This window comes from Lactobacillus sp. ESL0681, assembly GCF_029392835.1.
Lineage (GTDB): Bacteria > Bacillota > Bacilli > Lactobacillales > Lactobacillaceae > Lactobacillus.
Window position 1 is genome coordinate 1,267,442 of sequence record NZ_CP113943.1, and the last position, 20,802, is coordinate 1,288,243.

Below are 20,802 nucleotides of genomic sequence, written 5' to 3' on the forward strand. Positions count from 1 at the left end.
CAATTTATATTTACACGCTAGGACCACTTACTTTCTAACGTGTTTTTTGATGGTAAAACCTTCTTTTAGTAAAAAATTTCAGACTCACAAATCCCATTCTGCCATATAATTGTAATTTACAAGTTAAGCCACCAACTTCATTTCTTATATTTATCACAAGATATTGTGGTATAGTTTATAGGTAAGCCATATATGATGTATATGTGAAACGTTTATCTTTTTAGGAGTTGCTTTTACATGGAAAACACTAGTATAACTTTAGATCAAGCCTATATTGATCAAGTGAAACAAAACATTAAACCACACTGGGGAGAATTAGGTTGGGTTACTTACAAGCGTACCTACGCTAGATGGTTACCAGACCAGAATCGTTCTGAAAATTGGGACGAAACAGTAAAACGGGTTATCGAAGGAAATATTAATCTTGATCCTCGTTTAAAAAATAACCCTACTACTGAAGTAGTAACTGAATTAACCAATGAAGCCAAACAACTATTCAAACTAGTTTATGGTCTTGCTGCCACACCTTCTGGGCGGAATCTTTGGATTTCGGGTACAGACTATCAAAAGCGTAATGGTGATGCTTTAAATAACTGTTGGTTTATTGCCATTAGACCACAGAAATACGGCAACAGCTCAATTGTACCAAGTTATCTTGACCAAGATCAATTGGCCGTCTCACTCCCCTTCTCTTTCTTATTTGATCAACTAATGAAGGGTGGCGGTGTGGGTTTTTCTGTCGCGGAAGAAAATATCGTCAAAATTCCTCAAGTCGATAATCAAGTTGCCTTAACAATTGTGATTGACCAAAAAAGTCCGTCTTATGATAACTCACTTGAGCATGGCGCGGTTGATTATGCAGATTGGGCACAGGCAAACGCGGATGCTGATAATTATATTTATTATAAATTACCTGATACGCGCGAGGGCTGGGTTTTAGCTAATGCTCGCCTAATCGATATGCATTTTAAACAAACAAATCCAGAAAACAAGACAAAACTAGTACTTGATATTAGTGACATTCGTCCCTATGGCGCAAAGATACATGGATTCGGTGGAACTGCTTCAGGCCCAATGCCATTAATCGACATGCTGCTTGATATTAATCAAATTATCAATGAGCGACACAATCAACGAATGACCTCAGTCGATGCAACTGACATTTGTAATCTAATTGGAAAAGCTGTAGTAGCCGGCAATGTTCGTAGATCTGCAGAATTGGCTCTTGGTTCGAATGATGATCAAGATTTTATTACCATGAAACAAGACAAAGATAAATTATATCATCACCGCTGGGCTTCCAATAATAGTGTCGCCATTGATGCAAACTTTGATAATTACCAACCAATTGCTGATGGCATTAAAGAAAACGGTGAACCAGGTGTAGTTAATCTTGACCTATCACGCAATTACGGTCGAATTATTGATGGCTATCAAAAAAACATTGATGGCGAGGTTGAAGGCACTAACCCATGTGGTGAAATTTCTTTAGCAAATGGTGAACCTTGCAATCTTTTTGAAGTTTTTCCTTATATTGCGGAACAACAAGATTGGGATTTAAACGAAGTTTTTCGCTTAGCAACACGTTACACTAAACGAATCACTTTTAGTAACTATGATTGGGAAATTTCCCGGGAAATAATTTATCAAAATCGCCGAATTGGTGTTTCAATTTCAGGAATTCAAGATTGGCTATTAAATGACCTTGGCCACCGGGTAGTTACAGGCTTTAAGGATGAGTTTGATGAAGAAACTGGAGAACAAATTAAGGCACCAATTTATGATCCTAAAGGAATAGAAATGCTTTCCAATGCCTATCAGGCCGTGATTAATGCCGACAATGAATATAGCAAAGCTTTAAATTGTAATACTTCAATTAAGCATACTACCGTAAAGCCATCTGGGACAGTGGCCAAACTAGCCGGTGCTTCTGAAGGCATGCACTTTCATTATGCTGGCTACTTAATTCAACGAATTCGGTTCCAAGCTTCAGATCCATTGCTAAAAGCACTTGATGCCTGTGGTTATTATTCTGAACCTGATACCTATTCTGAAAATACGATTTGCGTTGAGTTTCCAATGCGTGCCGCTCATGCAGATAGTAAAGACTTTGCATCAGCCGGAACAGTTTCAATTGCTGAACAATTCGCTACTCAAGCTTTTTTGCAAACTTATTGGTCAGACAACGCTGTCAGTTGTACTGTAACTTTTCAAAATGACGAAGCAGATCAGATTACTTCACTATTGAAACAATATCGTCACTGCATTAAATCAACTTCTTTACTACCTTATTATGGTGGTTCCTTGAAGCAAGCACCAAAAGAACCAATTGACAAAACAACTTACGAACAGAAGAAAGCTCAGATAAACGGTAATGTTGCTGAGGTATTTGCCAAGCAAAATGACGATCAGAAAGATCTAGAAATAGTTGATCAAACCGACTGTGAATCAGGAGCTTGTCCAGTTAAATAAAAAATAATGCTTTATTAAACTAAGGAGAAAAATCATGAAAAAACAAAAATTAAGTATTGTAACCATTATTGCCACGGTGTTTACCTTTACTTTTGCTGGAACTGCTCAACCAACAAATGTTGCAGCCAAAAGCAGTAAAATTACAGTCACCTATACTTTAAAAAAGAATAATAAGAAATTCGCCAAAAAGAAAGTCAAACTGGCCAAAAAAGGTGCTACTGTAATCAAAGGCCTACGTAAAGCTTGGAAAGTTAAAGGTAAGACTTCACCAGTTCTTGGCTTCATGGTCACCGGCATCAATGGCAAAAACCAAAATACTAGTAAAGGTATCTACTGGACCTATAAATTAAATGGAAAATTTGCTAACAAAGGCGTTAGTTCTCAAAAAGTTCATAACAAAGATCGGGTTGTCTTCAACTTAGCTAAGTAAGTCAGTCTAACCAAAAATGAAACATCAACAAATCAAACAAATTGCCTTGTTAGCCATTTTAACTGCAATGTGTGTTACTTTGCGCATCTTTAAAATTATCCCGATTCCTAACGTACAGCCCGTGACCGATATTTTAATGCTGGTTACTTTAAACGTTGGTTTCGGTTTTGGCTTCGCATTAGCTATCCTTACTATGATAATTTCTAATATTTACTTGGGGTTTGGCATTTGGACTATTTCCCAGATTTTAGCCTATGGTGGCTGTATTTTAACCGTCATTTTCTTTGCGAAAATTACTCCATTGAAAAAACACTTTATATTGCAGCTAATTTTGGCAACTTTCTTAGGCTGGGAATACGGCTTTTTTGTCGATTTAGGTATGTCAATTTTCGGTGGAATTGCTGCATTTTTAGCCTATTGGGCAAGCAGCCTCGCCTTTGACACCTACCATGCAATCGGCAATTTAGTTTTTTATCCTATTTTATATAAACCGATTACCCTGGCTCTTGGCCATTACAAACGGAGAATCTGATGACCCTAAAAATTTATACTAAAGTTGGTGACCAAGGATTCACTAAACAGGTTACTGGCAAAATGGTTCCTAAATATGACCTACAAATTGTAGCAGTTGGCGATATTGACGAACTAGAATCTTATCTTGGTGTAACTACTGCTAACCTGTCAGACAAATGCAGCAAGTTAAAGCAACCTTTACAAAATCTACAACGGCAACTTTATTTACTTGAAGGCGATATTGTTGTTAAACGACGCTCAGAAATTACTGCAGAGAAAGTTTCCGTTCTAGAAAAGAAAATCGACCAATTAAATACTGAATTACCAGAAATGACAGAATTTGTTTTACCTGGTGGTTCAATTACTGCAGCCAATCTACAATATGCCCGTACTATTGCTAGACGTGCTGAACGCTCACTAGTTAAATTAAACATAGAACAACAAGAATTAGCTCCAGAGTGCTTACAATACCTTAATCGTTTATCCGACTATCTCTTTACGCTAGCGCGTTACGCCAACGTTTTAGACGGCGTAACGGATATTAAAAGCAAATATTAACTAAAAAAGCAGCTTCAATCGAAGTTGCTTTTTTCATGCTATTAATCCAAATCCAATGGAATCTTATGTGTCGGTCGAGGATACTCCTTATCAATCAAGTCTAAGTCAGCTTGAGTTAATTCCAAATTGGCCGCAGCCAAATTATCTTGCATATGGCTCACACTGGCAGTCTGCGGAATTGCAATCGTAATATCGTCACGAATCGTCCAAGCTAGTAATACTTGATAAACTGAAACCTGATGCTCTGTAGCAATTTGCTTAATCACAGGATTAGCTAACATATCAGTATGCAAATTGTTGTTAAGTCCGCCAACTGGACTATATGCTAGTAATGGTACATCATGTTCTTTTTGCCACGGAATCAAATCAAAATCTAAGCCACGCGCATTCAAGTTATACAGATCTTCATTAGCAGCTAGATGATGTCCTGCTGGCAGTGCCTCAACTTCTTCTAAATCTGCCACATCAAAGTTGGAAACACCCCACGACTTAATCTTGCCAGTTTCACGCAAGCGATCCAATTCCGCAATTGTCTCAGCTAACGGCACATTACCGCGCCAATGATATAAATATAGATCAAGATAATCTGTCTGCAAACGCTCAAGACTAGCATCCAAATGGTGTTCCATGTCTTTCTTGGTTGCATTTTTGGGTAAAACCTTTGAAACTAAGAACAAGTCTTCACGCCGATATGGTTTGATTGCCTGACCAACTAAACGCTCAGAATCGCCAGAACCATAGGTTTCTGCGGTATCAATTAACTTGGCTCCAGCATCAATTCCCGCTTGGATAGCAGTTAATTCCTGTTGCTTTTTAGCCTCATCGCTACCCATGTGCCAAGTACCAATCCCAATCGCTGGTACCTCTTGATTATTAATTTTTACTTGCTTCATTTGTATTTTCCTCTCTACAATAAATAGTTTATTGCCACCATAATTTGATCAAACCTTGCGTTCCCAAGTCACCTAACTGCTGCTTATCAACCATAGTTTCATACAGTTTTTTGGCTTGCTTAGTAGCAGGTAAATCTAGCTTCATTTCTTTTGCCGTATCTAGCGCAATGCGTAAGTCTTTTAAAAAGTGTTTACTAAAAAAGCCTGGAGAATAATCATTCTTCAAAATTCGCGGTCCATAATTAGTTAAACTCCAATTAGCAGCACTGCCTGCCCCTACGGTTTTAAGAACTTTTGACAAATCCAGTCCCGCCTGTTGCGCATAAACTAGCATTTCAGTTAGACCCGTCATAGTGCCAGCAATCATAATTTGGTTCGCCATCTTAGTATTTTGTCCACTACCTGCTGGACCAAAGTATTGGACTTGTTTACCAAAATCACCAAAGACTGCCTTAAGTTTATTAAAGCCAGCTTGGTCACCGCCAACCATAATCGTTAATGTCCCATTTTTGGCACCTAAATCGCCGCCAGAAACTGGTGCATCTAGGACCTTGGCACCCAATTTTTCACCAGTAGCATAAATTTTTTGTGCTAATTGCGGTTTAGAGGTAGTCAAATCAACTAGATACTTTCCTTTAACTGCGACTTTAAAAATACCATGTTCGCCAAAATAGACATCTTCGACATCGCTAGGAAAACCCACCATCGTAAAAATTACATCGGCTTGCTCGGCCACTTTTTGCGGATTAGCACACCACTTAGCACCGCGATCCATTAAGTTTTCTGCCTTAGACTTAGTCCGATTATAGACCCATAACTCATGACCAGATTGCAACAAATTCAGGCAAATTGCATTGCCCATTACTCCTGTACCTATAAAACCAATTTTCATCAAATCATCTCCCTTAAACTAAATTTGTTAATACTACTAATTTAATCATAGCACGATTAGTAGTTATTTGAAAAAGCGTTCCCTTAATTGAAGCATATGCCTTATTCTTTATAATACAAAAAAGCAATTATCATTAGCTCAAGATGAGATGATAATTGTTTTTTTAGTTAAATACTTGTTGCAAAAGATTGTCCGCTATCAAGAATCGCTGCTTTAACAGCTGGGCTACTCTTCTTGCCTGCCTGCGTTTGGCGGATGGTAAAGGATCCAGTCTTGGCTTTAAGTTCATCAGCGGAGAATACTACCGTTGTCTTTTCCGTATCAGCGCTAACAGAACAGACTTTTTGCTTGTGATAGTAAAAATTGAGTCCACATCCCTTGTTAGTAGCTACTTCATAAGTCATAGCCGCTTGCGTGCGATTGCTAGTACTAATCCAAGGCTTCGGAGCAGCATAATTTTGGCTCGTAATCGTTACTTTATTAGTTGCCTTCTTACCTGCTTTATTTAAACCTAGCAAAGTAAAGTTTTTGTAACCTGTAAATTTGGCATTAGCAACAAACTTGTTAGATTTCTTAACCTTAACTGTCTGCACTAATTTATTATTATAAAAAACTTTTACTTTTTTGATTTCTTTAGCAGCCGTGCCCGTAAAACCCGCTTGCTTTTTACTGCTATCGTAAGTAACTTTAACGTGTTTTAAATTTTGGGATGCTTTTGCATGAGTCTTGGCAGCTAGAGTGCTAAATGCCGCATCAACTGGACTTGCTGACACACTTCCTATCCCAATCACCAAGACACTAATTATTGCTAAAATACTTTTATTGATTTTCATAATCCTAGCCCTCCCTTAACTAAATTATGGGACTAATTAAATTAAGAATACTAGCATCTTCCACATCTTGCAATCGTTTTTATTGATAAACAAACTAGCTATCCTTTCTACCAATTAAATTTATTAGACAGAATATTAGGCCAATTACCGCTAACATAACTAATATTATTAGAACCGATTTATATCCAGCAGTTGTTCCGATTATCAAATTACTATTTTGGGTCTGCATCAGTCCCATAACTGAAGCTGCCATTGCTGTACCAATCGCACCAGAAAACGGTTGAGCCGTCATATAAAGAGCATTGCCATCATTTTTTTCACTTTCAGTTAGCTGGGACAAGCTAAGTGTCATAATATTGCCGTAGCTTAGTCCCAAGCCAATCATAAATATTATGTAAGTAGCTACCACACTCAATACCGAAAGTTGGTTAATTGCTGCCCCTAATAGTGCAACGATGATGATGCCAAGTCCTAAAATTATGGGTAATTTGTGGCTTATTTTATCATAAATCTTCCCAGCTAAAATTGACATGAGTGCATCAATCACGGCAGCTGGTAAAATTAGCAATCCGGTAATATCAGAAGTTTGTTTGAGAGCTAATTGCAATGTATTCGGCATTAGATATGACATACTTAGCGATATTAGCTGTAATAAAAAGAATGTCAGTAAAAATAAAACGAATTGCTTATTCTTAAATAAAGTTATATCAACTACACCTGATGAATTCCCCCGTTCCACCTTTACAAATAGAACACAACTAATGACTACCAATACGAGCAATATCAAGGCTTCATTGATATTGGCACCTGAGGACAAATTGATAATTAGTAACAATGATGACACTAGCAAGACTACCAATAATGCCCCACCCTGATAATCAAAAGATACTCGCTGCAATGCTTGCTCCTGGCTAATACTTATTTCACCTAAAATCCAGGCAACCGCAATTATCGGAACTATCAACCAAAATAAATAGTTCCAAGTAAAGTTTTTCAAAATCAAGCCACCATAAACAGGTCCAACTGCTGGCGCAAAGGCAATCACTAAATTGCCTAAGCCCATAAAAGTCCCCATTTTAGTTGCTGGTGCTTGCTCCAAAATCAGCGAAAACATTAGCGGCAAGCAAATTCCGTCTGCTACTCCCTGTAAAAGTCGTCCGCATAATAAGATAGAAAAGTTATTGCTAACTGCGGCGCAAAGTGTCCCTATTAAAAACGTCGCTGCTGCTACCCGAAATAAAATAAGTGCCCTGAATCTTTTTCTTAAAAACGAGCCGAACGGAATAATTAATGTCGAAACAATCATATAGCCGCTGGTAAGCCACTGAACTGTTACTGCAGAAATCTTGAATTCTTGCATTAAACTTGGAAAAGCAATGTTAAGTGCAGTTTCAATCACAATCCCTAAAAAACTTAATAAACCTATCCCGAAAATTGAAACAATTAATCTAGTATTTTTAGTCAAAATGCATCCCCCAATTACTGCTGAAAATAAAATTATCTTAATAAATTGCCATACCATTATTTCCATATATGGTACCTAGGTACATATTATACCACAACATATTGAAGTGACTAATCAGCATATTGTGTTTTTGCTGGTCATCTCTTAAATATTCAAGACTTGTTTTAACTAATACAAATTTTTGTAAACAAAAAAGCAGCCTAGAAATTCTAGACTACTTTACAAAATTTTTACTCAGCTAACCATTCTTGGGGAGGCACTTTCTTAATTCTGCTAATTTGATATTAATTTATCACTTGAATTAACTATCAGATCTTGCTTAATAAGTAAGCCCAACAGCAGAATAAATTTGTCCACTATCCAATGCGACCACAGCACCCAATCCTATCGTCTTTTGATTAGGATTTAATAAAATATCGCGATGTCCCCAATTTGAATCAGCATCATTATAAATATATTCATAAATCATATTTTGAGCGACATCAGCTGAAGACCCACCATCTGGAGCAGGAATTAATTCATTAGTATCATGGTCCGTAACCCAACCCCAAGGATACATTGCTAAACATTCGCCAATACTATAATAGCTTATTCCGGCATTTTTATAATAGTCTTCAAGAATAAAGCTACCATTTTTATCAGTATGACTAAAATTATTTGGTAGTAATTGCGATCTCTTCTGAACTACATCATCATGCTCAGGATCTTCTGTAACAGTGGTTAATCCACGTTTTGAACGTTCATTATTTAGTGCTGTTATAAATGCCTTTCTGAAATCACTAAGTGAAAAATCAGCGATAGAAGTTGCGCTTGACCCACCAGTACTGCCAGCAGAATTACCGCCAATATTATTAGCAGAATTATTGATACTATTCCCTGAATCATTATTAACAGTTCCGCTTTCACTTGTCCCACTGGCTTCATTTGCAGAACTATTGCTATCAGTTTTATCTGGTTGACTCACTGATGAAGAATTATTTAAATTGTTATCTATGCTGTCTACCGGATTAGGAACTGGCTCGGGTTGACGTACAGTAACATTGGTAGCGAGAATATATTGACCATTACCTAAAGAATAATACTTTTTACCCTTAATGTTTTTAGTGCCATAAACATTAATCGTTTTGCCTTTTTTCAAGACTTTCTTGCCATTACGCTTACCCTTTTTAGTATATAAGTAAGATTTTTTAACCACCGTTAACTTTTGAGATAATTTTACTTTATTTTTCGGTACATAATATCCATTACCTAAAGAATAGTACGTTTTATCTTTAATTACCTTAGTTCCATATACTTTAACAGTCTTGTTTTTCTTAAGGATTTTCTTATTAGCGCGTTTGCCTTTGCTATTATAAACATAACTTTTTTTCTTAATTTTGCCTGTTTTAGCAGTACCAGTATCTTCGTGTACTGCTGTTTGTATAGTTGCCGCATTAGACACATCAGTCTGACCAAGTAACATATTTAAACCACTAAAAACACTGCCTAATGCAATAATTACAACAAGCACATTTCGTCTAATTTTTTTATTTTTTAAACCCACAAAATATCTCCTAACTATAAATCAATAAGTACTAAATTAATCATAACTGTTCTTTTCAAAAAAGCAATATGCGCTCAAGTTCTGCAAACAAGAAAAAAGCCTATTACCAAATAATTCATAGAACCTTGATAATAGACTTCTTTTTAAGTGAGAAATATTCTGACCATGAATTTATATATTCTTACTTAAATATCCATTTTGATTACAACTTTACCATGAGTATGATATTTAACTATGTATTGAATTGCAGCAACCGTATCATTTACTGAATATATCTTGTCAATATAAGGTTTTACTTGGCCTGTATCGGATAACTGCTTAATAGTCGATAAAGCATTTTCCTGTTTAACACTTTCTGCAAAAGAAGCTCCAGTAAATTTCTTACTACTTCCTATAGATGAAATGCCACCAAACATACCGCCCATTATTCCCTGTTTAATACCACCAACCGACACATATATACCATTAGGTTTTAATAATTTTCGATACACATGAAGAGGATTATAGCCATTTATACCAAGTATGACGTCAAACTTATCGTTGCACTTAGTAAAATCTGCTTTTTTATAATCAATCGTTTGAGAGCAACCTAGTTTTTGTGCAATTTCTACATTTCTGGTACTACACACTCCCGTAATAATTCCGCCAGATGCTTTTGAAATTTGAATTGCATACTGTCCAACTCCGCCAGACGAACCATAAATTAAAACTTTTTTTCCTGGTTCAACTTTCCCTTTTCGCACCGCTCCTAAAGCTGTAATAGCAGATATCGGAAGAGCCGACGATGCTTCGAATGTTAAAGATTCGGGCTTTTGATAAACTAAATCATCAGAGCAAATTGCAAATTCTGCAAGACCACCATTGGGAAAAGATCCTAATGTAACGCCAAAAACTTCATCACCTATTTTTACATTTTTAACTTGTTTGCCAATACTTTCAACAACACCCGCAATTTCTCCACCGATTGGTTTACCAGGGGCTTGCTGTACTTTATCAATCATTTTAGCAAAAAATGACATTTTACCGTTACTTTTAGTAGTAGTAAATCTAGTATAATCATTTACATTTAGAGAACATGCTTTTACTTTAACCAATACCTGATGATCTTCGGGAACTGGTTTAGCAATATCTTGTATTTTTAAAACTGCTTCTTGATTAGTGCCTTGTTTAGTATAAATTACTGCTTTCATTAAAAATTCCTCTAAAATTAGTTGTCACATTTGTGTCTTTATATAATGTATAATAATATTAAATAATTACTTATACAACACAATTATATTAAGTGCTACAAAGGAGTATGCTCTGTGACAGATAGAAAAACTAGAACTAAACAGATTAGAGTATCTAAAAATTTATTGGTTAATGCTCTATTAGCTTTAATGTCAAAGCAACCATTTAATACCATTACCATTTCTGAACTGACACAAGAAGCAGGAGTTTCTCGGAGAACTTTTTATCGTCATTTTAAAAAAATAGAGGATATTTTAACCTATTATCTTGAAGATTTATTGAATTTATTAATCGAAAAATTAATGAAGCAAGAAAAATTTGACTTACAAAGTATAGTTATCCAATTTTTTGAATTTTGGAAACAATATACAGATTTCTTAGTTATATTAGATAAAAACAATTTATTCTACTTAATCTTTGGTAACTTTTTTCCTAAAGCACCAATAGAACATGGCGATTATCAAAACATTGAAGAAGAAAGCTATGCCTACTATTTTATTATTGGTGGTTTATGTAACTTACTTTTAAAATGGATTAGAGATGGTGCAAAATTAAAGCCAACAGATATAGAGAAGATTGTCGAAACAATGCTCACTCAGTTCAAATAATCAAATTATGACCAAAAAAGCAGGCATTAAGCCTGCTTTTTAAAAATATATAAATCGCATAATACTGGGATTTCATTAACTGAAAACCTATTTTGGAGCGTTATTCTTGCTATAATCCACAAAGAATTTAACACTCTCTGGTGCATCATGGTCAAGTGTCAATGACTGCCCCGTATCCAATTGACGAATTTGTTCTAATTCAACTGAAGTTAATTCAAAATCCCAAATATTTATATTTTGTTGCATACGTTCTTTGTGTGTCGATTTAGGAATAATTATTATGCCATTTTGTGTCAAAAATCTTAAAGCTACTTGTGCTGGCGTCTTATTATACTTTTTACCAATCTCAGTTAAAACTGGATTGGTAAAAATATTGTTCGCACCTTGAGCCAACGGAGCCCAAGCTTCAAGCCTAGTTTGATATTGATCAAGATATGGTCTAATTGCTTGCTCTTGGTAAAAAATATTCGTTTCTAACTGATTAACAGCAGGAGCAATCCGATTAAATTCAGCCAAATCAACTAACCTAGCTGCCGACCAATTTGAAACACCAATTGCACGAATCTTTTTTTCATCATATAAATCTTCTAATGCACGATACGCGCCATAATAATCATTAAATGGCTGATGTAATAAAACCAAATCAAGATAATCAGTTTGCAACTTTTGCAAGGATAACTCAATTGACTTTTTGGTTAGTTCATAGCCATAGTCATCAATCCAAACTTTTGTAGTCAAAAAAATCTCTTCACGAGAAACTGGACTTTCAGCAATTGCTGCTCCAACTGCTTCTTCATTATAATAAGCTTGTGCAGTATCAATTGAACGATATCCCACCTCTAAAGCATCCTTAACAGCTTGTTTACATTCACTTAAATCATCAATTTGATATACACCAAAACCTTCTTGTGGCATTTCAACCCCATTATTTAATGTAATCATTGGTATCTTACTTGTCATCACTTTACCTCTATTCATTTTTAGTATAAATTTATTATATTCGCTTAGAGTTACTCTAAGGCAAGCAAAAACTGTAAAAAATAAATGAAAGAAGTTAAATATATGAAACTAACTGTTAAACAAGCAGCCGAAAAGTTAAATATGAGTGAACACACAATCAGATTTTATACAAATAAGGGACTAGTTCCTGCAGTCGAACGCGATCAAAATAATCATCGTTTGTTTAATCAAGAAGCACTTAATTGGCTTGAAGGAGATAATTATTTGAGAAAAACTGGCATGTCATTAACAGAAGTTAAGCACTATGTTGACCTCTGCATTACTGGTGAAAAGACCATTCCTGAGCGCTATCAAATAATTAAAGCCCAAATGGCTAAGACTCAACAGCAATTAGCTGATATTCAAAAACAAATTGCTTTTTTAAAACATAAAGAGGAAATTTATCAAACAGCTTTAACAAATACTGCCAAAGATTATTTAAACCCAAAAACCTGGAACAGAGAATAATCAAAATCCTATTAGCCAGAATAGGCAAATACTTGTCAATAAAGGTTTTATGTTCATACTATTTCTTTGCTAATTTTGATAAAGCACTGCCACAGCCTGTTTATAATGATTATCTAACAGCTCCTTATCCTTATCAACACGGCGTGTAGTTGAATAATTGGCCATAATATCATCGCCCGTATTTTCACAGTGTGCTAAGCCTATCGCATGACCTAATTCATGTGCCGTTACTGTCATAAAAGCAGATTGATAATTAAGTTTCGGTTCCCAAGTTAACCAATGTCTAATTCTGGCTGGCAGAATGGTAACATGATTTTGAACGTCTTCATCTAATCCTTTATGTTGATTCTTTTTGAATGGCTTAAAAGAAGTTAACCCAACCGCATTTTTTCCAATACCATCATGTTGCTGAATATAGTTGTCATCGTTACTATTTTCAACAGTAAAAATGATGTTGGCACTGTCCTTATTGCTTGTCGGTACAAATTTTACTAAATTTAAGTTATTAATCTGTTTGATAACTCGCTTTACATAGTTTATGCTGTCTTTGTCAACCTCATCTGTATTGTAAGTAATTGATAACTTGGCCCATCTGTGTCCTTCTAAGTGGTATTTATCAAGAACAGATTTATCAAAACTGCTGATACTTGGTGCGTTGTATGCAGGGTTTGCCTCAGCTTGTTCAAATCCATCATTCGAAGTAATAGTAACTGGCATACTAACAATTTTAGTATTGCTATTACCATCGGGATCGGTAATTGTAACCTTTGCTTCGTAATTAGTCTTACCCACTTTGGAAGTATCAGGTACAGTAACCCAAGTTGCTTTAACCTCATAGCCTTTTTCCGCAGGAAAACAATAATTTAAAAGCTGCTCAACAATTGTTGGATTAGTCCCTAGTTGAAAACTAGGCAGTTGATTAATTGTAAGGTGACTAAACGGATTGTCAGAATTAGCTTTTTTAGCAGCCTGCACGGTCTGTAAAAAGTTTGAATTTAAATTGGTATTACTAATGAAACTAGTTGCTCCAATACTTACTAATATAGTAGCTGAAATCCTAATTAGTTTTTTGCTATTTTTACTTTTCATGATAGAACCTCTTTCTAAATATTAAGCTGTTGCCATTCTAATCAGAAAACCAATAATTAACACACACTTTGCTGATTAAAATTTTTTCACCAGTTCAAGTACCGATATCTTGTTCTGGCTCAATGGTTGGCTCCGCTTACAACTCTAGCTTTAATTTAGTCAGATTTGAGTCTCTATTCAAATTATTTGCACTTTTTTGTTTGACTAGCAAATCAAAAACAGCTTTACCACACAAAAACCAAATATTAACAACTTTGCATAACTATCAACTAAGAATTAAAAATAATAAAAAAGTCTATTACCAAGGTATTTATAGAACCTCAATAATAGACTTCTTAAAACTAATTTATAAAATTGTGACTAAGCATGGAGACTTGTTAATTCTTATCTTGCAACAGTAATATTCATAATTACCATTAAATTGTAAAACTCACCCCAGAGCTTTTATCAACTTAAACATAAATAGTAACTATCCGTTAAATTTTCGTCTCATTTCAATAAAAGGATAACCCGAATTATTTGTTTCTTGCTGGTGCTTTTTAACTGGTATAAAGCCCAATCGCTGATAAACCTTTTGTGCACGTACGTTAAATTCGGCTTCATCCCCAATCCTAATTCATAGCTACCTTGATTTTCATCCGCTGGTTCAATCACAAAAAAGCCGATTAATTTATCATCAGCAAGTACCTGATAATAACTATTTTGTCGCAATTTTGGAGTAACGATTTCTTCATAATCTTCTGGGTCAGCAGTCATATCATAAAAAGCATACTGCCCATCATAGTGCCATTTATCAGCAATTTCTACTGCATTTTCTTGCGTTAATTGCGTAATTTTATAGGTCATATTATTTAGTCGTCCATTAACCTTTCTTCAATTTTCTTAGTTTATATTTTTCCCAGATTTAAAATTTCAATACCCAGAACCATTACTATCTATTCCAACTTGATCACAAATATTTTTCAGTATATCTTTCATGCTTTTTTGAACTTCCGGATAGCCTAATGTACACAAACGAAAACCTTTGATATTTCAACATTATAAGATCATTTTTATTAGCCGTATCCTGCTCAAAAAGAGAACTATTCTTGTAGCACGTAAAGCTTTTTCAGTGACTGCAGAAAAAATTTACAAAAAAATAAGCCTAACTAATACACTGTTAAGCTTATCTTATTTAAGTCTTTTAATTGTACATTTTACAGCACCTTAAAAGTTCAGTGTGTTCAGTGTGTTTGACTCAAAAGTTTCATCATATACTGACTTTGATCCCTTGCAACATGAACATAAGTTTTCAAGAACATTTCAGTTGTGTGCCCTAAGCGCGAAGCTGCCCAAGGATAAGACATTCCTGGTGTATTTCCCAATTTAGTTGCTATTGTGTGTCTACAAGTATACATATTTATTTCTTTACTTGTTGCTTGAACTCCAACCTTTTTTGCAATCTTTTTAATAATTTCATTCATACTTGTCTGAACAATCGGCATACCTTGTTCAGCTCGTCTATAGTCACGAACGTTCAATAAAATAAAGTTATTACCATTCACGATTCCTTTATTATTTAATATCTTATCTTGGCTACTCTTATAGCAAAGTAAAAGGTTATATAAATCTTCTGATAAAGGAAGAGTTTTGCGATAAAAGCCATGTGGTCGACTCTTTAAATGGCCATTCAATCGATGAAGTTTTTCATTCCAAGCATCATTAATTTCAAATTCAGGATAATCTCCTTCTTTGACTAATTGCTGCCATTTTATAGCTTGTAATTCTTGAGATCGCATTCCAGTTTCAAGAGCAATTAAAACAGCTAATCTACTTACCCAAAAATCTACTTGCAATTTTTTCAATTCACAAAATATTTCTTGTTTAATTTTAATAACTTCTTCTGAAGAAAATACATATTTTTCTGAAATCACAGAAAATTCTTCTATCCTAAAAAACTTTCGTAGCGGATTTTTGGGAACTGGATTAATTTTGACTATTCCTTGCTCTTTTAATACTGAAAAATATTGCCTAAAATGTTGCAAACGCCTATCTATAGTTGAATGTTTTGAAACTTTTGCCTTATGCGTTTCAATATAGTTGCGTGAGAAAGCTCTAATTTTTAACTCAGTAATATCTTTTATCCTAGTTTCACCAAAATACTTACAAACCAAGCGGCATGTATATTTCCAATCGCCATAAGTAGATAAACTCCATCTACCAGCACTATGTTCTTCCTCACAATAATCAAGTAAGCTTTGTGCAAAGCTTATACTACTTTTACTATCAAATACAGAACTATCTTCTTCAAATTCAGCCCACATCTTTCTTTCAAGTTTTTTGCCTCAAGAAATGTTCCAACAACTTTACTTGGTAAACTAATTTGCTTTCCTGTTGTTATATCTTTAGGCTGAATTCTTACACGAAATCCACCTGCATATCTTCCTTTAATAATTTTAGTAATTGACATTTTTACTCCCTTAAAAAATAAGAGAGTACCAAAACAGTACTCCCCCATTATAACAATTAATTTATTTGTCAGGAACAAAGTTAGAAATTTCATCTAACCAGATTTCCATCTCTCGAGCATAAAAATATTTTCTACCAGTAGAATATGTTGCATGTTCTGGACATCTATGAAGATTATATTTCTTTGCCTTTTTCTTATTTTCTTTGATTGCACGCCATAAAGTAGTCTGACTAACATGCAAAGCAGTTGCTAATTCTGTCTTATTCAGTTTTTGTTCCGTATTCAACACTTTTTATCTTCCTTTTGTGTCATTTTCATATAGATTTTTACTAATCTCAGTCAAGTATTCATCTAGTGCAAATAATCTTGCAGATTCACGATACTTACCTAACTCAGTTTTGACATTAGCGGATGGATGATAATGTCCTAATGTATTTTCATCGTCCATGTACTTCAAAACAAATTTAATAAATTCTTCTAAGCCTGAATTTCCAAAAATACTTTTTATTAAATATAGAATGCCAACGGACCCATTAAACAGGAACCATTGAACTTTATGGTCTAACCAAATATCAAAGTAAGGTGATAATCTATCTGTACTAACATCACTTTCTTTTGCTAGTTTAGCTATTTCTTTCCACTCTTGCGTATAAATAATTTTATTCTTGGCTGCCATCATTAATCACCATTTTCCAATGCTTTAAAATGCATCCAGCTAAATAAGGATAAATATTATTAGTATTTAAAGTAGATATCATTGCACCAATAGCGTGAGCTTCACGGTGCTTAAATTCGCCCTCAAATCTAACCCAATTATCATGCTTATCAGCAATTAAGCGATATAATCTTTTATTATCACTTTGCTCTTGCTTTTTATTGTATAAACGTAAAAAAGCATCTGAATTCCTACTTCCTACATAAATGGTAAGGACTTCATTCTTGGTCCCTATACATCGAATTCTGTCTGCTTTAATTACTTGATTACGGGTATTTAAGAAAAAGTATTCTTCACATTTTAATTTTGTGAAAATTTTGTTAATTGAAAAATTATAGTCAATAAAATCAACTGCAATATCAATTCTTGATATATGCCCTAAAAATTTTTGATAAATCATTTCAATTATTTTTTCCAATTTACTTTAATGTCTTGTAATTTACATAAAGATTCAAATAATACTTTGCCACTAGCGGTAAAATCAATCAATAATCCCATATCTAACCGATTAGGATTAAACATGATAGTTACTAACTCATCTTTATTTCCTGAACCATAAGAAATTGATAAAGTATATCCATTCTTACCAAAAGCCGTAATAGTTTTTTCTGAAAATACCGTATCAAAACTAAATAAATTATTTATCGCAATCAACTCTAATGGAAATTCATTCCTTTTAAGTTTTTGATCTCTTACAGGAACCATTAATCTAATTTGGTCTATCTTGATACTGTTTAATTTCATATTTCACCACACCCGTATTACTAAGCGGGTGTCAGCTAGAGCGCTCCGCTTGGGCAACCTAAATTGCCCATCTACTGCCACCAAACTATCTACCATTGCCAATAATCTTCTTTAGCAAAATTATTAACATAATAACGAGAATCTAACTTCTTTACAATCTCAGGTACCGTTACTTGAGAAATATCTGGAGCAATAAAAGGTTGCGGAATGCCTAATTTACTAAAATGGTCATCATAAATCAACCCATATCCAGGTATATTAGGAATTATCGGAATTTCACTTGTATCACATCCAGGAAAAGCCAACGATTGACTAATACTGTCTAAATAATTCATTCCAATTCTAGTAGAAAACTCTGACGTGACATTTCTACCTAACACATCTGCCGTCAATTGTTGCGATGCCAAAATTGTATATATACCACCCATTTGCCTTGACTTAAAAATAATTTGTTTTAAATACTTATCAATTTCTGCTTCAGTTTTCTTATCTGCCTCTGCAATTGTAGCGGAAAATTCATCAAAAATTAAAACTACCGGTCTCAAACTATAATCAACCCAGTCCATTCCCCAATTACCCATATGCGTTTCATATCGATTAGTCATCAAGTCACTCAACTGTCTTAGTATTTTAGCTATTTGACTCGGACTTGAAGCAACACGTTCATTCCCATTAATCAAATAATCTTTTAAAGAATAGAAATCAGAGCGCTTAGTATCACAAACTAAGGCAAAACCACCTAGTTTTAAAATTTCTAATAGTAAATAGGTAGTTAAGACTGACTTCCCACTTCCGGGCTTACCCACAATAATGGTTCCTGTGGAACCTCGTAAACTAAGCATATTGCCATCCAAGTCAATTATAGTTCTCATTAGTCAGACTCTTTCCATAACTCTTCTTAATAATAAGATACTTTTTAGGTAACCTCTCAGTTAGTGCAACTGTATACTGCGGAAGCTCTGCTTGTAAAAAAGGCAATAAATCAATAGTTGCATTAGGACAGCCATTAGGCAAAAAAATCAACATGAATTTATTTTCACCAGCTTGATATGCTTTAAAAATAGGACCGTGCTCAACGGCATTATAGCCAAAAATCGTACGATGCTTAGGCACAACTTCTTTTGTTAACCCTGCCGAACTAACAACTTTCTCTAACGCTCCTATGATCCACCCAAACTTTTTAAAGCGAAAGTACTCATACACAAAAGGAAAGAGAATAGGTACACAACCAACCAACAAAGCAATATCTAAATTACCCTCCCCTTGAAGACTAAAAAGTAACCAAAAAATAATAGTAATAATTTCCCAAATAGTGAGAATCATACCAAACAATCCTGGACTAAGTCCCAATGGATATTCAGTTTCATAAGTCAATTCAGAGAAATTCACCGTTCACTTGCCTCCTTTACACTAACTTGTACTTTACGTACAGAGCCAGCAATCAAAGTCTCGCCAGCATTAAAATGATAGTAAGCTAGATTATCAAAAGCTAAAACAATTGGTTTTTGTATTCCTAGGGTGACACTTTCAATTTCTTGTTTTGTAAAAAGTGGTTCAGTATCTTTTACCTTAACCTCAATAGTAGATCCAAATGGCATTTCTGCTTTTTTGCTTATGATTTTTACATAATAAATAGTAGATTTATTAATCTTATTTTTATTAGTAAAATCAGGTTTTTCTTGACGCTCCTGATTGTCTAAGACAAAAAAATTACCAATTATATCTTTTAAATGTTTAGCCATATATGACTGAACCAAAGAATTTTTGTTTACATGTACTTCTGAATATGTAGAACCTACTTCAACTTCATTTTGATTCAATACTTTTTTGCCAACAGACAATTCTTCACCTATATTGCTACTAGTAGCTTGCTTTTGCATTTTTTATCTCCTTAGTTAAAACAATAATAATTTTTTCAAGACTAATTCTATCCGTTTATTTTCGTTGCTCATATTAGTCATATTTCTTATTTTAAAAATAAGAAATTTTATCCTTTTTCACAAAAGTTGATTTATCAGCCTTTTATATTTCACTAAACCAATTTTATAGAGCATTTTTTCAAATTATGAGTAATTCAGACAACCATAATTTTTAAAAGTAAACTTAGCCTATTCTTTCGAAAGCTAAAAATATAGAAAGGTTATAATAGGCCAGTACTGTCCCAAACAAGGGAATGATCAGAAAAAAATATAATCCTCAAAACGGATTAACACATTTATTAACTTTACAAGAGGAGTCATACGAAATAATAGCTAAACAAGTTTTTAAAAATATGCCCAATGTCAAAAAAAATAAAGCTAATTTAGAATTTTTTACATATCGAATTAAGCAAATAGCAAAGAAAGGAGCTACACCTACTCCTGATGAAATTATTGGCTTATCTATTTATTTCTTTGATTCATCAAATAACTGGGCTAAACTATTTTTTCCAGATTCAGATTATGTAACCACTTATTCTTTAATCACAATTAATAATTTGTTAGATAGATACTGTACCGTAGATTCTTTTACAGACTTTATGAAGAATAGGAATAAGTTTAATATCAATCGAGGTTTATTTGATAAAAATGTAACAACTAAAACCGTAACTATGATAGTAATTTCGTATATAATCTACGACTTACGAGCAATAAATAGAAGCAAAAAATCTACAGACATAATCGATGACTATAAAATTTATCAAAATGATATAAGGGATCATTTGAAATTTTTAGTTACACAAACTATGTCTAATGAAAAGGCACTTCTAAAACTGCAATATTCTTTAAAGAAAGATATTGATATTGATAATCTCAGCCCTAGAACACTCGCATTAACAATAACGCGAACTTTAATAAGCCTGATTTAATAAAAAAGCGAAGGAATTTTTAACTCCTTCGCTTTTTGAAATTAACCAATGTT

General features: G+C 34.1%; 24 protein-coding genes and 1 pseudogene. 7 read left to right on the forward strand and 18 right to left on the reverse strand.

Annotated elements, in window-relative coordinates; all coding sequences use genetic code 11:
- Positions 1-237: 237 nt before the first annotated feature.
- Genes nrdJ through OZX59_RS06060 form a run of 4 tightly spaced genes read left to right on the forward strand, consistent with a single transcriptional unit; the run spans position 238 to position 3,973 of the window.
- Positions 238-2,472 carry a ribonucleoside-triphosphate reductase, adenosylcobalamin-dependent gene (gene nrdJ, locus OZX59_RS06045; protein WP_277125233.1) on the forward strand — a complete coding sequence of 745 codons (2,235 nt, stop codon included), beginning with the start codon at positions 238-240 and terminating at the stop codon, positions 2,470-2,472.
- A gap of 34 nt (positions 2,473-2,506) precedes the next feature.
- The gene (locus tag OZX59_RS06050; RefSeq protein ID WP_277125235.1) at positions 2,507-2,902 is read left to right on the forward strand and encodes a DUF4430 domain-containing protein; all 396 of its coding nucleotides are present in this window, start codon (positions 2,507-2,509) and stop codon (positions 2,900-2,902) included.
- 16 nt (positions 2,903-2,918) lie between these two features.
- The gene (locus OZX59_RS06055; protein ID WP_277125237.1) at positions 2,919-3,434 is read left to right on the forward strand and encodes an ECF transporter S component; all 516 of its coding nucleotides are present in this window, start codon (positions 2,919-2,921) and stop codon (positions 3,432-3,434) included.
- Positions 3,434-3,973, forward strand: a complete 540-nt coding sequence (locus OZX59_RS06060; protein ID WP_277125239.1) for a cob(I)yrinic acid a,c-diamide adenosyltransferase — start codon at positions 3,434-3,436, stop codon at positions 3,971-3,973. Before OZX59_RS06055 ends, OZX59_RS06060 begins: the two co-directional genes overlap by 1 nt.
- A gap of 41 nt (positions 3,974-4,014) precedes the next feature.
- On the opposite strand, the gene OZX59_RS06065 is transcribed toward OZX59_RS06060, so the two are convergent.
- The 6 genes from OZX59_RS06065 to OZX59_RS06090 all read right to left on the reverse strand — a co-directional run bounded on the left by OZX59_RS06065 (position 4,015) and on the right by OZX59_RS06090 (position 10,789).
- On the reverse strand, positions 4,015-4,866 hold the full coding sequence (locus tag OZX59_RS06065; protein WP_277125241.1) for an aldo/keto reductase: 852 nt from the start codon (positions 4,864-4,866) through the stop codon (positions 4,015-4,017).
- A gap of 28 nt (positions 4,867-4,894) precedes the next feature.
- Positions 4,895-5,758, reverse strand: coding sequence for an NAD(P)-dependent oxidoreductase (locus OZX59_RS06070; RefSeq protein ID WP_277125243.1), 864 nt, complete (start codon positions 5,756-5,758; stop codon positions 4,895-4,897).
- Between the two features lie 167 nt (positions 5,759-5,925).
- Positions 5,926-6,591: a hypothetical protein gene (locus tag OZX59_RS06075; RefSeq protein ID WP_277125245.1), complete on the reverse strand. Its 666-nt coding sequence runs from the start codon at positions 6,589-6,591 to the stop codon at positions 5,926-5,928.
- A 94-nt stretch (positions 6,592-6,685) separates the two neighbouring features.
- Positions 6,686-8,056: a DHA2 family efflux MFS transporter permease subunit gene (locus OZX59_RS06080; RefSeq protein ID WP_277125247.1), complete on the reverse strand. Its 1,371-nt coding sequence runs from the start codon at positions 8,054-8,056 to the stop codon at positions 6,686-6,688.
- 319 nt (positions 8,057-8,375) lie between these two features.
- Positions 8,376-9,599 carry an SLAP domain-containing protein gene (locus tag OZX59_RS06085; protein WP_277125249.1) on the reverse strand — a complete coding sequence of 408 codons (1,224 nt, stop codon included), beginning with the start codon at positions 9,597-9,599 and terminating at the stop codon, positions 8,376-8,378.
- Between the two features lie 185 nt (positions 9,600-9,784).
- Positions 9,785-10,789 (reverse strand): NAD(P)-dependent alcohol dehydrogenase, encoded by a 1,005-nt coding sequence (locus OZX59_RS06090; RefSeq protein ID WP_277125250.1) that lies wholly within the window; start codon positions 10,787-10,789, stop codon positions 9,785-9,787.
- Positions 10,790-10,903: 114 nt separating this feature from the next.
- Between OZX59_RS06090 and OZX59_RS06095 the strand changes: the two genes are divergently transcribed.
- Entirely contained in the window at positions 10,904-11,437 is a 534-nt protein-coding gene (locus OZX59_RS06095) for a TetR/AcrR family transcriptional regulator (RefSeq protein WP_277125252.1), read from the forward strand.
- 87 nt (positions 11,438-11,524) lie between these two features.
- Here OZX59_RS06095 and OZX59_RS06100 read toward each other — a convergent pair whose 3' ends face one another.
- Positions 11,525-12,385: an aldo/keto reductase gene (locus OZX59_RS06100; protein WP_277126999.1), complete on the reverse strand. Its 861-nt coding sequence runs from the start codon at positions 12,383-12,385 to the stop codon at positions 11,525-11,527.
- A 114-nt stretch (positions 12,386-12,499) separates the two neighbouring features.
- On the opposite strand from OZX59_RS06100, the gene OZX59_RS06105 reads away from it, so the two are divergent.
- Positions 12,500-12,904: a MerR family transcriptional regulator gene (locus tag OZX59_RS06105; RefSeq protein WP_277125254.1), complete on the forward strand. Its 405-nt coding sequence runs from the start codon at positions 12,500-12,502 to the stop codon at positions 12,902-12,904.
- A gap of 69 nt (positions 12,905-12,973) precedes the next feature.
- Here the strand turns inward: OZX59_RS06105 and OZX59_RS06110 are convergent, their stop codons facing one another.
- The 11 genes and pseudogenes from OZX59_RS06110 to OZX59_RS06160 form a co-directional block, all read right to left on the reverse strand.
- Complete coding sequence (locus tag OZX59_RS06110) at positions 12,974-13,993, reverse strand: matrixin family metalloprotease (RefSeq protein ID WP_277125256.1); 1,020 nt, start codon at positions 13,991-13,993, stop codon at positions 12,974-12,976.
- Between the two features lie 469 nt (positions 13,994-14,462).
- Positions 14,463-14,839 (reverse strand): annotated as a pseudogene (locus tag OZX59_RS06115) (N-acetyltransferase).
- 377 nt (positions 14,840-15,216) lie between these two features.
- Positions 15,217-16,296: a tyrosine-type recombinase/integrase gene (locus tag OZX59_RS06120; protein WP_277125258.1), complete on the reverse strand. Its 1,080-nt coding sequence runs from the start codon at positions 16,294-16,296 to the stop codon at positions 15,217-15,219.
- Positions 16,242-16,442: a hypothetical protein gene (locus OZX59_RS06125; protein WP_277125260.1), complete on the reverse strand. Its 201-nt coding sequence runs from the start codon at positions 16,440-16,442 to the stop codon at positions 16,242-16,244. The genes OZX59_RS06120 and OZX59_RS06125 overlap by 55 nt, the downstream gene beginning before the upstream one ends.
- Before the next feature lie 61 nt (positions 16,443-16,503).
- Positions 16,504-16,731, reverse strand: coding sequence for an HTH domain-containing protein (locus OZX59_RS06130; protein WP_277125262.1), 228 nt, complete (start codon positions 16,729-16,731; stop codon positions 16,504-16,506).
- Between the two features lie 3 nt (positions 16,732-16,734).
- Positions 16,735-17,118 (reverse strand): hypothetical protein, encoded by a 384-nt coding sequence (locus OZX59_RS06135; protein ID WP_277125264.1) that lies wholly within the window; start codon positions 17,116-17,118, stop codon positions 16,735-16,737.
- Positions 17,102-17,557, reverse strand: coding sequence for a replication initiation factor domain-containing protein (locus OZX59_RS06140; protein WP_277125266.1), 456 nt, complete (start codon positions 17,555-17,557; stop codon positions 17,102-17,104). The genes OZX59_RS06135 and OZX59_RS06140 overlap by 17 nt, the downstream gene beginning before the upstream one ends.
- A gap of 5 nt (positions 17,558-17,562) precedes the next feature.
- On the reverse strand, positions 17,563-17,901 hold the full coding sequence (locus OZX59_RS06145; RefSeq protein ID WP_277125268.1) for a hypothetical protein: 339 nt from the start codon (positions 17,899-17,901) through the stop codon (positions 17,563-17,565).
- A gap of 89 nt (positions 17,902-17,990) precedes the next feature.
- Positions 17,991-18,773, reverse strand: a complete 783-nt coding sequence (locus OZX59_RS06150; RefSeq protein WP_277125270.1) for a cell division protein FtsK — start codon at positions 18,771-18,773, stop codon at positions 17,991-17,993.
- A complete protein-coding gene (locus OZX59_RS06155) occupies positions 18,757-19,290 on the reverse strand; it encodes a hypothetical protein (protein ID WP_277125272.1) in 534 nt (177 codons plus the stop codon). The genes OZX59_RS06150 and OZX59_RS06155 overlap by 17 nt, the downstream gene beginning before the upstream one ends.
- On the reverse strand, positions 19,287-19,781 hold the full coding sequence (locus OZX59_RS06160) for a hypothetical protein (RefSeq protein ID WP_277125273.1): 495 nt from the start codon (positions 19,779-19,781) through the stop codon (positions 19,287-19,289). Before OZX59_RS06160 ends, OZX59_RS06155 begins: the two co-directional genes overlap by 4 nt.
- Positions 19,782-20,074: 293 nt before the next feature.
- On the opposite strand from OZX59_RS06160, the gene OZX59_RS06165 reads away from it, so the two are divergent.
- Complete coding sequence (locus OZX59_RS06165) at positions 20,075-20,749, forward strand: hypothetical protein (RefSeq protein ID WP_277125275.1); 675 nt, start codon at positions 20,075-20,077, stop codon at positions 20,747-20,749.
- Positions 20,750-20,802: the final 53 nt, after the last annotated feature.

Excerpts from the sequence above, each read along its gene's own strand:
- nrdJ (WP_277125233.1), top strand. The coding sequence starts at position 238 with ATGGAAAACACTAGTATAACTTTAGATCAAGCCTATATTGATCAAGTG.
- OZX59_RS06050 (WP_277125235.1), top strand. The coding sequence starts at position 2,507 with ATGAAAAAACAAAAATTAAGTATTGTAACCATTATTGCCACGGTGTTT.
- OZX59_RS06055 (WP_277125237.1), top strand. The coding sequence starts at position 2,919 with ATGAAACATCAACAAATCAAACAAATTGCCTTGTTAGCCATTTTAACT.
- OZX59_RS06060 (WP_277125239.1), top strand. The coding sequence starts at position 3,434 with ATGACCCTAAAAATTTATACTAAAGTTGGTGACCAAGGATTCACTAAA.
- OZX59_RS06065 (WP_277125241.1), bottom strand. The coding sequence starts at position 4,866 with ATGAAGCAAGTAAAAATTAATAATCAAGAGGTACCAGCGATTGGGATT.
- OZX59_RS06070 (WP_277125243.1), bottom strand. The coding sequence starts at position 5,758 with ATGAAAATTGGTTTTATAGGTACAGGAGTAATGGGCAATGCAATTTGC.
- OZX59_RS06075 (WP_277125245.1), bottom strand. The coding sequence starts at position 6,591 with ATGAAAATCAATAAAAGTATTTTAGCAATAATTAGTGTCTTGGTGATT.
- OZX59_RS06090 (WP_277125250.1), bottom strand. The coding sequence starts at position 10,789 with ATGAAAGCAGTAATTTATACTAAACAAGGCACTAATCAAGAAGCAGTT.
- OZX59_RS06105 (WP_277125254.1), top strand. The coding sequence starts at position 12,500 with ATGAAACTAACTGTTAAACAAGCAGCCGAAAAGTTAAATATGAGTGAA.
- OZX59_RS06110 (WP_277125256.1), bottom strand. The coding sequence starts at position 13,993 with ATGAAAAGTAAAAATAGCAAAAAACTAATTAGGATTTCAGCTACTATA.
- OZX59_RS06120 (WP_277125258.1), bottom strand. The coding sequence starts at position 16,296 with ATGTGGGCTGAATTTGAAGAAGATAGTTCTGTATTTGATAGTAAAAGT.
- OZX59_RS06125 (WP_277125260.1), bottom strand. The coding sequence starts at position 16,442 with ATGTCAATTACTAAAATTATTAAAGGAAGATATGCAGGTGGATTTCGT.
- OZX59_RS06135 (WP_277125264.1), bottom strand. The coding sequence starts at position 17,118 with ATGGCAGCCAAGAATAAAATTATTTATACGCAAGAGTGGAAAGAAATA.
- OZX59_RS06140 (WP_277125266.1), bottom strand. The coding sequence starts at position 17,557 with ATGATTTATCAAAAATTTTTAGGGCATATATCAAGAATTGATATTGCA.
- OZX59_RS06145 (WP_277125268.1), bottom strand. The coding sequence starts at position 17,901 with ATGAAATTAAACAGTATCAAGATAGACCAAATTAGATTAATGGTTCCT.
- OZX59_RS06150 (WP_277125270.1), bottom strand. The coding sequence starts at position 18,773 with ATGAGAACTATAATTGACTTGGATGGCAATATGCTTAGTTTACGAGGT.
- OZX59_RS06160 (WP_277125273.1), bottom strand. The coding sequence starts at position 19,781 with ATGCAAAAGCAAGCTACTAGTAGCAATATAGGTGAAGAATTGTCTGTT.
- OZX59_RS06165 (WP_277125275.1), top strand. The coding sequence starts at position 20,075 with ATGATCAGAAAAAAATATAATCCTCAAAACGGATTAACACATTTATTA.